This is a genomic window from Anaerobium acetethylicum (assembly GCF_900096945.1).
In the GTDB taxonomy this organism is placed as follows: Bacteria; Bacillota; Clostridia; order Lachnospirales; family Lachnospiraceae; genus Anaerobium; species Anaerobium acetethylicum.
This window is the reverse complement of sequence record NZ_FMKA01000015.1, coordinates 62,332-75,192: the sequence shown is the minus strand read 5'-3', so window position 1 is coordinate 75,192 and position 12,861 is coordinate 62,332. Positions and strand designations below refer to the sequence as shown.

The window sequence follows — 12,861 nt, the reverse complement described above, 5'->3', positions numbered from 1 at the left end:
CTGATGGCAATAACTGTGCAAATTGGCCCGCCTTCTTTATTAATAACGAGTTTCAGAACGTCCACACCAGACATTATCATCAAACTTGCCTTTGAACTCAGACTTTCCAATTATTTTTTCAACTGTTGCCCGAATACATTCTCTTGTCGGTAAATAGGCATTGATAAATGTTTTCATCATTGGCAAATCATACAGATGATTTGTATAGCTTAGCGAAACACAGACAGTAGGGACTTCGCATATCCACCAGGGCAGTTCATTGGAATGCGGTGCTGAATATTTTACCCTGACGTTATTTTCCTGTGCATAACCTTTCATATGTACAAACACAAAAACCACATCATATTGTCTTTTAAAATCTTCCACCTTAGGCATCTGCATAATTTTGAACTTGTTGATCGGAGTGCTTTCTTCCTGTTCCAGATCATAAAACGATTTACTTAAGTCAACTTCAAACCCGGCTTTTTCCAACTCTTCGACAACGATATTTTTTGTACGGTCCGTTCCATCTACATAAGATACAGGTGCACTTTCAAGAAAATACAATTTAGCCCTTTTCTTCTCTGCCACATTGAGAGGCAACAGGTTCTGCGTATCCTTGACAAGCGTAATCGTGTTATCCGCAATTTTTTTTGCCGTTTCTTTATGCTCCGGACACCCGATTTGCTTTAAGCCCTCTAAAGCATCCTCTTCAGAAAGCTGCTGTTCTTTATACAGACCCAGTTTTGCTTTCATTCCAATAATATGCTCCAGTGCTTCTTGCAGTCTATCTTCTGAAATCACGCCGCTTCTATACCCGTCTATCATATATTGGAAATCTTCTTCCTCATCGTGCATGAATAAAAACATATCACAGCCTGCCGCAATGACTCCTGGAACCTGTTCCCTTCTTGGACGAGCACTAAGCAGCCCTCCCATATGAGATGCATCCGTTACTACAAGGCCCTGAAAACCAAGCTGGTTTCTTAATAATCCAGTAATGATTTCCGGTGCCAACGTGGCGGGCATGATATCCTCATCCCTAATACCCGGGCATAGCTTCCTGCTATATGCCGGAAGTGCTATATGCCCTGCCATAATTGTTTCTAAGCCGTCTTCAATCAGTGATTTATATACTTTCCCAAAGGTAGCATCCCATTCTTCACAAGACAGATCATTCATTCCGATCACCAGATGCTGATCTCTTTCTTCAACGCCGTCTCCCGGAAAATGTTTGGCACATGGCAGCATCTTGCTGTTCTTCAATCCCCTGATGGCAGCTCTTGACAATTCCAATACCTGATCTGCATCTTTCCCGAACGCTCGCGTATTGACTATCGTATTTCGCCAGTTAAAAAGAATATCCGCTATAGGTGAAAAAGTCCAGTTACAGCCAAGCGCACTCGCTTCTACGCCACCGATTCTCCCCATTTGATAGGCAGCATCACCAGAATCGTCTGCCCCGCATTGTGCTTGCGAAGCAACCTGTGTACCGGTTTTGCATGCACTGCTAGCGCCATCTTCACAATTCACCGCAATAAACATCGGTATTTTACTATGTTTTTGGTAAGCTCGATTCTGATATAGAATCTTCACCGGATCACTCTCTACATATCTGGCTCCACCAAGATGGTATTTCTTAACCATATCACTAACATATGTTTCATTACTGCTTTTCCCCATGATAATAAACAATTGACCTATCTTTTCTTCAATTGTCATATCTGCAATTGTATCTTTTACCCACTGAATATCCTCATCTGCCAATCCATAGGGTAATGCTTTTAAATTCGTTCTCATCGCTTACTCCTGCCTATATTTTATTTTCTACATACTAGCATATTTTTATTCTAATCAAATAGAATAAAACGCCAAATACTAGCAATATCTTAATATTATTTTTAAATATTCCTTGTTTTATTCTTTATATTAAAATAACATATAACATATACCATTTATATATTCAGCAAGTGAATAGCCAAAAAATTTTGAGGGAGCACAAATGAATTCATCAACATTAAATTTCATATCAAAACTTTTATCGGATGCATTACAACTCGATTTTCATTATTTTTCATTTCCACATTATGATATTTCTAATTTTGACCGGTACTTAAGAAAGAGTCTCTTAAATACTGATCTTTTGTACAACCAGATTCGGGACTTTATCAATACGCTGGATTACAATAGTTTTCATGTGGTTACTGATAACTATTTCATCAATTACATTATCTTTTCCCCCTTCCAGGACAAACAGGATATTATCACAATAGGTCCTTATTTCAACCATCCCCTCACCACTGAATATTGGAGTTCCATAACAGAAATAAACCATTTGACCTTAAGCGATGAACAAAGTCTGAAAGCTTTCTTATACGGAATTCCTCCGATTGAAAATAATTTACGGCTTATTTCAATCGTCTCAGACATAGTAACCTATATAAATCCTGACTCCTCACCTTTTTCAATTAAATACCATAATCTTTCTAACTATAATAATGAGAATTATATTTATACTCCGAAGGATGATTTTGAAGCCTATTCAGCTTCTGTGGCGAAACGATATGAAACTGAGCATAGCCTTCTGCGTTTTATTTGCAACGGTGATTGGAAAAACGCTTTATTAGAAGCAAAAAAGTTTGTTTCTTCTCCCTTTGAACCACGAATGGAAAATTCACTAAGAGACCAAAAGGCATTATTGATTTCTGCAAATACATTATTCCGTAAAGCAATTGAATCAAACGAAATCCATCCCATCCACCTGCATGAAATATCCAGCAAGTATGCCAATATGATTGAAAATCTGAATTCCTCAAATGAATTAAATCAATTATATGAAAAGATGATTCGTGAATACTGCTTTTTAGTCCAGAACAAATCTACGAGGCAATATTCTCCCAACATTCGAAAGGTACTGCATTATATAGAATTTAACCTGAATCTTCCTCTGCCCCTTGCTGACATTGCAGATCAATTTCAATTATCAGTCCCCTATATATCCAGCCTGTTCAAAAAAGAAGTGGGTACTCCTATTAACAAATACATTAACCAATTGCGTATTCAGGAAGCCATTAAGTTATTGAATACGAGTTCAATGACTATTCAGGACATTTCTGCCCATGTTGGAATAAGTGATTGTAATTATTTTACAAAAGTCTTTAAAAAAGAAGTTGGAACGACACCTAGCGAATACCGAAAAAAAACAGGACTATAGTAACTAAAAAACGGTACCTGACACCATTAAATAAAGTTTATGGTGTCAGGTACCGTTTTTCGTTTTTCCGTTTTTTGCAGCTTTTATAAAAGTACAGGCAGCTCCAGCTCAACCTCATCCCTGTCGCAGATCAGTACTCCATCCCTTACCTGCAGCTGCGCTACCTGTATAGAACTTCGGTTCTGGTACCTGACACCATTAAATAAAGTTTATGGTGTCAGGTACGTTTTTTTGACCTCTTCTTTTGCCAGATCCACTATGGTTTCATATCCCCGGTAGCAGATCCGCAGGGTCTGATACCGATTCTCATATCCGCCATGCAACAGTTCGCAGGTAAATTCCCCTGCTTCATTGATCGTAAAACGATACTGATTATACGCACCCTCTTCGTAGGCGAAGGTCTCTCCATCATCCTGATTGTGGATATATGTGCCATTTCCTTCGAAGATCTTGAGTGTCAGCTGGGATACCGTCGTCTCACCCACATAGGACTGCACCGGATACATCGGAATGATGCTTCCCGCCTTGGCGTACACCGGGCATACCTCAATTGGCGCATCAGCAATGAAATGAGTCCCTCCGGCCTGTTTTTCTCCGGTCCAAAAATCGTACCAGATGCCCTTTGGAAGGTACACCATTCGTTTGGTCTCTCCCTGCATCACTACCGGTGCCACTAACAGCTGTTCCCCAACCAGGAATTCTTCGTTAAGTTCCCGTACATAAGGGTCCTCTTCATAATGGAGCACCAGCGGGCGAAGAATCGGCAGCCCGTCTTTCTCATGTCCTACGAACAGGTCATAAAAATATGGTATCAGCTGGTACCGCAGCTCTACATAAGTGCGGTAGATGCCGAGCGTCTTCTCGTCGAACTGCCATGGTTCCTGCTGTACCGTCCCCTTATTGGAATGGTTCCGGAATAGCGGGGAAAAACATCCAGCCTGCACCCAGCGCGTCAGAAGTTCCGGTGTCGTGTCTGAACCAAATCCGCCTACATCCGTTCCGACAAAGCTCATCCCGCTCAATCCCAGATTGCAGAGCTGCGAGATCTGCATCTGCAGATGAGCCCAGATGCTGTGGTTGTCTCCGGTCCATGCGGTGGTGTACTTCTGGCTTCCTGCATAGCAGGCTCTGGTGATGACAAAGGGCCTGCGCCTGTCATGTTTCTTTAATCCTTCATAGGTCGCTCTCGACATAAGATGTCCGTATGCATTGTGTATCTCTGCATGAGTGGCTTTCCGATTTTCGTCAGAGAACACCACGTCATCCGGAATCTCGCCTTTGAAGCTGGCGGGTTCGTTCATATCATTCCATACACCGCGCACCCCCAGATCCACAAGGAATTTCTGATTGTCTGCCCACCACTTTCTTACCTTTGGTGCTCCAAAATCCGGATATGCCGAATCCCCTGGCCACACCTGATTTATATATAGTTCTCCCTCGGGAGTGGTCACAAAATAACCCTTTTTCTTTCCTTCTTCGTAGATGGGGTATCCTTTTTCCACTTTTACGCCCGGATCAATAATGGTAACGATCTTGAAGCCATCTTCGGCCAGGTCTGCCATCATTTTCGCCGGATTGCTGTAACTGTCCTGATCCCAGGTAAATACTTTATATCGTTCCATATAGTCAATGTCCAGATGAATGACATCACACGGGACCCGGTGCTGTCTCATGCTCGCTGCCAGTTCCCTGACCTGCGCTTCTGTTTCATATCCCCACCTGGATTGCTGGTATCCCAGCGTCCATAATTGGGGTCTTGGCGCTCTTCCCGTGAGCGTGGTATATCCGGTCACTATGTCGCTTAACTGTTCCCCGGCGATAAAGTAATAGTCCAGATTGCCATGGTCTGCTGCAAAATAGTAATAGTCCTGACTTTCTTTGCCAAGATTCCAGTAGGTACGGAATGTATTATCAAAAAAGATTCCGTATGGCTTCCCATTCCTGAGGGAAAGTAAAAACGGGATGGATTTGTATAACGTCTTAAAACTGTCTACATGGGGAGCGGGATCATCGGTATTCCATAACTCATAGGCATACCCGCGTTTATTCAAAAATCCAGTCCGGTCTCCCAGTCCGTAAAAATACTGGTCCTCCTCCAACTCTTTCATGACCTGTACCTGATGTGTCTCTTTTTCCAGTGTAACCTGATGGCCCTCCTGGGCCATCAGATCTGCAAATTCGGAGCTTAGTTCTGTCTGGTGGATGCGGTTCCCTCTGTAATCCCTGCAAAGGAGGTCTCCGTTTTTTCCATAGAAATCCACATAGAATTCATCATATACCCGGACAGTCAGAGCACTGGTCCGAATCTCCAGATAGTCTTCCTTTCGTTCTGCTGCGTAAGCCGCCTTCTGATCGGCTGGATGTTCGATTGCTTTTGATACAGGCACTGCGTCTTCCATTTGGGAAAATACACGGACAATGGAATCCGACAGGATGGTGATGCTGCCCCTCTGGTGTTCAAATTCCAGACTGATATTCTGGTTCTGTGTTTTATACTTTCGTAATTTTCCAAACATGCTTTGTCTCCGATACTGATTGCTGTGATTGAGTTTCTTATTTCTTGATTTCTTATTTCTTATTTGCTGCTTTCCTGATAAGCCTCAAATGCGTCATTCTGGATCTTCATAAAATCTTCAAATCCCATCTGATTCAAAGTCTTGATGTAGGTATCCCAATCTTCATCTACGCCGCCTTCTGTTACCCATTTTGCCTGCATGGTCGTAACATATGCTGCAATATCTGTATAAATGGCCGATAATGTGTTCAGCTGCTCGTTGGTATAGCTTACATTCGGGTACGCTGGTTTTGCATACTGGCGTAATTCCTGATCCAGTGCCAGTTTCAGGCCGTCTCCGCTGTCGGCTGGTAATTTCACTTTGTCATTGAATCCCTCGGACACATATTTGGGACCAAAGTCGCGAAGGGAGCTGATCCATGCAAAGGTATCTGCTGAATTGCCGTCGGTTGGAGGAAGCAGAGAATATGCATCTCCGGTTTTTTCAATGCCCACTCCAAATGAACCATAGAAGGTCTGGATGGAAGCGTCATCTGTATAGAATTTATCCATCCAGCGAAGAAGTGCAGCGGGATCTTTACATGCAGTGGTGATCATGAATTCATTTCTGCTGTAGTTCCAGTGTTCCGGATCAGAAGATACATAACGTTCGCCATCCGGGCCCTGTAACGCCGGAAGGGCGGTATACTGGGATGCATTCGAACCAAAAGTAGAATCTGCAGTCCATCCCGGAGCGGAACCAATTAAAGCTGCGTCCTGGTTCATGAGCTTTGCATCACGCATGGACGTATCCTGTGTGAAGATTTCCGGATCAATGAGGTTTTCTTTATAAGCTTTGTTCATCCATTTGATGCCTTCACGGTAAGAATCTAATGTTGGAAGGAATGCCGGTTTGCCATCCTTGATCGCCATGGTATATGTTCCATCTGCACCAAGCGTCATTCCAAAAGGAAGCAGGAAGAACATCGCCGTGTCTGCATATCCTTGTCCAAATGGGATTTCATCATCTGGATCTCCATTGCCGTTGGCATCCTGTTCTTTAAACGCTTTTAATACCGTATAGTATTCTTCATATGTCTGCGGCATCTCCAGCCCAAGGTTGTCTAACCATTGCTGGTTGATGAACATCTGGTTGCTGACCAATGGTCTGCAGGGTTTCTTTCCCGGAAGGCCATAGATGTGGCCGTCTGAAGAAGTCGCGAGTGCTTTCATAGTAGGATCTTTTTCCATGATTGCCTTCAAATTCGGCATGTTTTCATCAATGTACTCATCCAGTGCGATGAACGCACTCTGGTTGGATGCAATTTCTGCTGCCGAAAAACAGATGGATCCCAGGAATGCATCGGGAAGATCTCCGCCTGCCATCAGAACAGCTTTCTTGTCCGCCCAGTCCGCATTGAGAATCGTATCCCATTCCACGGCGATTCCCGCTTCTTTTGCGGCCTCATCTACAAACCCTTCATGGTAATTCTCGCCCCAGTCTGCCCAGCGCACGGTTGCCACCTTAAATGTTCCGTCTTCTTTTGAATATGATGCTGCTTCTGTCTTTGTGTTTGTGTCCTCTGAATTTACTTTGCTCCCGCATCCTGCCAAAGAAGCTGCGAGCAACGCCGCCATCAGGACTACACTTACTGATTTTTTAAACATTTTCCATCCTCCTGTTATTCCTTGATTGCGCCAATCATGACGCCCTGATTAAAATATTTTTGTAGCAATGGATATAGACACATAATTGGAACCGTAGAGATCACAATTGATGCGTATTTCATCATATCAGACACCCTTCTCAGATCTGCTGCCATTTCTCCGGTAGCGGCTCCTAAAAGTGACTGATTGGAAATCAGAATACGACGCAGAAGTAACTGCAATGGCTGCAGGGATTCATCCTGAAGATAAATCAGTGCATTGAACCAGGAATTCCAGATACCTACTGCAGTCCACAGTCCAATCACAGCGATGATCGCTTTGGAGAGTGGTAATGCAAATAGAAAGAAATAACGGATGGTTCCGCATCCATCAATCTGCGCTGCTTCCCATAATCCTTCCGGTATGCTGGTATGAAAGAAGGTACGGGCTACGATAATGTTATAGGTCGATACCGAGAAAGGAAGGATCATGACCCAGACGGAATCGATCAGATTGAATTGCTGTACTACCAGATAGACAGGGATCAGACCTCCGCTGACGAACATCGGAATCAGGTAATACAGGTTGATCCATTTTCTTCCCATCATATCTTTCCTTGACATGGCATATCCTGCCGGAATGTTGATCAGCAGAGCGGCAAAGGTTCCTGCCACTGTGTAGAAGATGGTATTTCCATAACTTCTCCAGATCTCCGACTGCCTGAACAGTTCCCTGTATCCATCCAGAACCCATTCTTTGGGCCACAGCCAGACCTCGCCATTGGCTACATCGGCCGGATTGCTGAAGGAAGCTATGATGATGAACCACAGCGGATATACAATAGCTGCGATCATAAGGACTGCGATTCCATTAATTGCGATATCTGCAATTCTGTCTGAGAGGCATTTCTTTATTTTGACTGGTTTCTCTTTTTTCACGCTCATGTTTCCTCCCCTTCTATAGCAGACTCGTGTCCGTTGTTTTCTTTGCAATCCAGTTCACAGAGAGCAGCACTGCAAGGTTGACTACGGTGTTGAACAGACCGACTGCCGTGGATAAGCTATATTGGAAACTCTTCATACCTATTTTGTATACATAGGTAGAGATGATCTCACTGCCAAGCGCGTTCTGCGTGTTCTGTAACAGGAACACTTTTTCAAATCCGATGCCAAGAATACTGCCGCTTCTTAGAATCAAAAGAACAAGAGCTGTAGACATGATCAGAGGCAGATCAATGTATTTGATCTTTTGCATCGTAGAAGCTCCATCGATGGTCGCCGCTTCATAATAAGTAGGATCAATGGCTGAAAGCGCCGCCAGATAGATGATGCTGTCCCATCCAAGGTGCTGCCAGATATCAGACCATACATACACATGTTTAAAGGAAGTCACACTTGCCATGAAGTTGGGAATCTCAACTCCGAACAATCCGAAGAAGTTGGCTAACAGGCCCGTACTTGGCGACAAAAAGATTAAGATCAGTCCGCACATGACCATGGTCGAGATAAAATGCGGCAGATACGTCACTACCTGGAACACTTTCTTAAATGCCAGGTTCCGGATCTGGTTGCACATGAGTGCCAGGGCGATTGGAAGCGGAAATCCCACCACAATGCCGTACAGGCTCAGGACCAGCGTATTCTTCAATGTAATTCCGAACTGGTACGAGGCAAAGAATTGCCTGAAATGTTTCAATCCTACCCATGGGCTGTCCATAATGCCCAACGTAGGGGAATAGTCCTTAAATGCCATCAGGATCCCGTACATGGGAATATAGGCAAAGCAGAATAGCAGTATTGCCGATGGCAGAAGAAGAAGGTAAAGAGGCATGCTTTTCTTTATTCCTTTTCTCCAGGCACTACTTTGAATCGTTGCTGTTTGTATCTTTTTCATATCACACAAGGTACTATTTTGAATCGTGGCTGCTTGTATATTTTTCATATCACGCCCTCCTTATGGTGCTTATCTTACCATAAGAAAAACGACGCCTATAGAACTATCCCGACATAAAAATAGCACTATTTAGGTGAATCCCTGTTTTCTGTGGAAAGCAAAAATATTATCCTGTATAATGAAGCTACAGAAAAATATGAACGAATCGAGGTATGTTTCATGAGTCGAAAACAGCGCAGACAATCCAGTCACTCCCTGGAACATTACATAAAGGTGTTGATCACTTTATCCATCCCTATCATTGCAATCAACATCATTGTCAGCATCTTCTCTATCGTCACGACACGCCAGCAGAATCTCGCCTATATTACCAACACCATAAACCTCTACCAGAAAGAGACTGCAACCAAAGTATCGGCAGTGGAACATTTTGTTCGATGGACCGCCGTTCACGAGCCTCTCTTAGAAACCATAGGGGAAGACTCCGATTATCTGAAACGGATCAACGCCCTGAACACCCTGCGCACCCGTATCCGCGACAACCAGTATTCCACCGGCAAAGAATTTCAGTATTTTCTCTATCTCGAAGAACAGGATACCTTCTATAACGGCTCTGCCATGACCATTTCCTATCCGGACTACCTTCTTGCAAAAAAGCAGTTCCTGGCCATGGTCCAAAGCAAAGCGACCTTACGCAACTCAGATGAGTGGAAGATCATGAAGATTAAGGATGTCTCGTATTTCTATTATCTGACCACCTACCACAACACCACCTTCATCAGCCTCATATCCGCCGAAGCAATGCTGGAACCTCTGGCCAATATCACTCTGGGTTCCCGGGGATACATGGTGTTAACAGACAGGGAGGGAAATCAGCTGACAGGCACAACAGACACCCGGACTTCGCAGCTTCCCGAAACGAGCAACCTGTTCCTTACTCATCTGGTATTTCCAAATGAGACTACGAATCTCCCATTTGAACTGAATATCTTTGTGGACAACTGGTCCTTTGAGCGCCTCATCGTGATTCAGGTCGTAGTCGTCCTTATGGCATTCTTTATCGCCCTGACCCTGTTCGTATTCCTGATCTATATGCAGAGGAAAGTGATCCGTCCTATCCAGAATTTCTCAAAAAATCTCTCGAACATCAACGAGAATTCCAATCTTCTGGATCTGCAGGACAGCAATATCATAGAACTGGAACAGGCGAACCAGCAGTTCAAGAACCTGATGCGGGAGGTCGTCAAGCTGAAGATTACCCTGTATGAACAGGAACTGGAGAAAAAACGGATTCAGATCGGATTCCTCCAGCAGCAGATCCGTCCGCATTTCTACCTCAACTGCCTGACCACCATCTACAGCATGGCTCAGACAAAACACTATAAAGAGATTGAGTCAATGGCATTGTTCACTTCCAGGTATCTGCGCTACCTGTTCCAGACCGATACGGATTACATCAAGCTGGAATATGAACTCAATCACATCAGTGATTATCTGGATATTCAGACGCTGCGTTACGGAGCCGCTTTTACCTATGAAAGCAAGGTGGAAACCGGTCTTCTGGAGGCTGCGATTCCACCCCTGGTCCTTATGACCTTTGTCGAAAACACCATTAAGCACTGCGTTTCCCTGTCCGAAATGCTGCGGATCCACCTGGACGTATCAAAACTCGTAAAAAATGACCGGGAATATGTAAAGCTTGTCCTCTCCGATACCGGTCCGGGATTTGATCCCGGCATCCTAAAAGTCCTGAATTCCAGACTGCCTCTTGCCAGCGAAGAGGGCCGCCACATCGGAATCAGCAATACCATTAAGCGTCTGTATTTCCTGTATGAAGACGATTTTGAACTTCATTTTTCCAACATGGAAGGCGGCGGGGCTGTAATTGAACTTGTTATCCCCTATGCGACCTGATTTTTGAGGGGTTTATCCACATAAAACAGAATTATACACGATATGCATTAGAAAGGACAACCACAATGAGCCAAATGAACATATTGCTTGTAGATGATGACCGCTTTGTGCTGGCTGCACTGAAGCAGAACATGGACTGGACTGCCCTTGGCTTCTCCAATGTCTATACTGCTGGCAACATCAGCCAGGCAAAAGATCTCATAAAAGAACACGACATTGATATTCTTGTCACGGACATCGACATGCCCCAGGGAACCGGGCTTGATCTGCTTGCGTGGATACGGGAGAATGGCTATGAGATCATCACCATCATCCTGACCAACTACGCTGACTTTTCGTATGCCCAGAAAGCCATTGCCCTGCAGAGCCTGGAGTATTACCTGAAGCCAATTGAATTTGACCAGCTGACCCGTATCATAAAAAAGGCCATTGACCAGGTTGTCCAGGGCCGACAGGCAAAAAAAGATGCCTCCCTTGCGACGATATGGGAAGATGCCAGATCCGGTCTTTCCAAACACTTCTGGGATGCTTACCTGAAGAATGGGGATTCCTATCCAGAAGACTACCTGCTGCAGCAGCTGGAAAAGAGCCAGCTTCCCTATCAGATGTCGGATACTTTTTTCATGGTCCTGTTCGAAGTATTCCCTTATTCCCTGTCCGATTCACATGAGCTTTTCCTCCCATTCAGCCAGGAGAACCGGATCTTTCCCGAATTTGAGTTCCTCTATCGCCAGGCATTTCATGAGGTGCTTTCTCCCTCAGATATCCTGCTGGAACTAAACCCGTCCAGGCAGCGGTATATTGCGATATTTTCCTGTACCGGTTCCATCAGCATACCGGAAAAGAAAAAATACCTGGATGCCTGCCAGGATCTGATCGTTCTGATGAAACGCAGATACAAGACACCCGTCTCCTGCTATCTTGGCCGCCCCGCTGCCTTTGCCCGGTTCCATACCGTCCTTCGGAGCCTGGAGCAGATGCTGGAAGACTCCATCCCCTGCAGGGGCAGGATCTTTTCCCTGCAGGAATACGTTCCTGTCACCGCAGATTACGCGGCACCCAATGCCGCCGAGCTAGATGCCTGTCTAAATGGCGGTAATGCAGATGCCTTCCTGTCTGCCTGTGATTCCTACCTGCGGACCCTTACACAGGATCACCGGATGAACCACCATATTCTGACCAATTTCCGCATCGACATCACCCAGCTGGTCTACTCCTTTTTAAAAGGAAACGGGATCCTGGCCCACCGGCTGCTCCATGGAAAGACCGGTGATATTCTCTTGGAACAGGCGGCCAAATCCTTGGAAGACATGAACCAGTACCTGTCTTTCCTGGTGCATACCGCTCTTGATTACATCGCTTTCTCTACATCCCAGAAATCCGTAGCCAGCATCATATGCGACTACATTGACCAGCATTATGCCGATGACATCAACCGCAACAGCCTGGCAGAGATCGTATACCTGGATCCGGATTATACCGGACGGCTGTTTAAGAAGGAGATCGGGACCTCACTTGGCAACTACATCATTCAAAAGAGAATCTCTGTTGCAAAAGACCTGCTTATAAATACCGACCTTCCTGTCAATTTTATTTCTGACAAAGTAGGATACGGCAACTATTCTTACTTTACCAAGCTCTTTAAAAAAGAAACTGATTTTACCCCTGTGGAGTACCGAAAAGAAAAGGGGCGCACCGGAAATGAATGATGGAATGGACA

General features: G+C 44.6%; 8 protein-coding genes. 3 read left to right on the top strand and 5 right to left on the bottom strand.

Features of this window, described 5'->3' with window-relative positions; genetic code table 11:
• Positions 1 to 39: 39 nt before the first annotated feature.
• Positions 40 to 1,779, bottom strand: a complete 1,740-nt coding sequence (locus tag BJR36_RS12175; protein ID WP_091234689.1) for a glycoside hydrolase family 3 protein — start codon at positions 1,777 to 1,779, stop codon at positions 40 to 42.
• 202 nt (positions 1,780 to 1,981) lie between these two features.
• Between BJR36_RS12175 and BJR36_RS12170 the strand changes: the two genes are divergently transcribed.
• A complete protein-coding gene (locus BJR36_RS12170; protein WP_091234686.1) occupies positions 1,982 to 3,193 on the top strand; it encodes a helix-turn-helix domain-containing protein in 1,212 nt (403 codons plus the stop codon).
• 209 nt (positions 3,194 to 3,402) lie between these two features.
• Here BJR36_RS12170 and BJR36_RS12165 read toward each other — a convergent pair whose 3' ends face one another.
• The 4 genes from BJR36_RS12165 to BJR36_RS12150 are packed head-to-tail and all read right to left on the bottom strand — an operon-like array spanning position 3,403 to position 9,275.
• On the bottom strand, positions 3,403 to 5,709 hold the full coding sequence (locus BJR36_RS12165; RefSeq protein WP_091234684.1) for a glycoside hydrolase family 31 protein: 2,307 nt from the start codon (positions 5,707 to 5,709) through the stop codon (positions 3,403 to 3,405).
• Between the two features lie 59 nt (positions 5,710 to 5,768).
• Positions 5,769 to 7,355, bottom strand: a complete 1,587-nt coding sequence (locus BJR36_RS12160) for a type 2 periplasmic-binding domain-containing protein (RefSeq protein WP_091234683.1) — start codon at positions 7,353 to 7,355, stop codon at positions 5,769 to 5,771.
• 14 nt (positions 7,356 to 7,369) lie between these two features.
• Positions 7,370 to 8,278 carry a carbohydrate ABC transporter permease gene (locus tag BJR36_RS12155; RefSeq protein ID WP_091234680.1) on the bottom strand — a complete coding sequence of 303 codons (909 nt, stop codon included), beginning with the start codon at positions 8,276 to 8,278 and terminating at the stop codon, positions 7,370 to 7,372.
• 13 nt (positions 8,279 to 8,291) lie between these two features.
• Positions 8,292 to 9,275 (bottom strand): ABC transporter permease, encoded by a 984-nt coding sequence (locus tag BJR36_RS12150; protein WP_242875553.1) that lies wholly within the window; start codon positions 9,273 to 9,275, stop codon positions 8,292 to 8,294.
• Between the two features lie 171 nt (positions 9,276 to 9,446).
• Between BJR36_RS12150 and BJR36_RS12145 the strand changes: the two genes are divergently transcribed.
• Together BJR36_RS12145 and BJR36_RS12140 are read left to right on the top strand one after the other, a co-directional pair.
• Positions 9,447 to 11,141 carry a sensor histidine kinase gene (locus BJR36_RS12145; protein WP_139133551.1) on the top strand — a complete coding sequence of 565 codons (1,695 nt, stop codon included), beginning with the start codon at positions 9,447 to 9,449 and terminating at the stop codon, positions 11,139 to 11,141.
• A 65-nt stretch (positions 11,142 to 11,206) separates the two neighbouring features.
• Positions 11,207 to 12,850, top strand: a complete 1,644-nt coding sequence (locus BJR36_RS12140; RefSeq protein ID WP_091234673.1) for a response regulator transcription factor — start codon at positions 11,207 to 11,209, stop codon at positions 12,848 to 12,850.
• Positions 12,851 to 12,861: the final 11 nt, after the last annotated feature.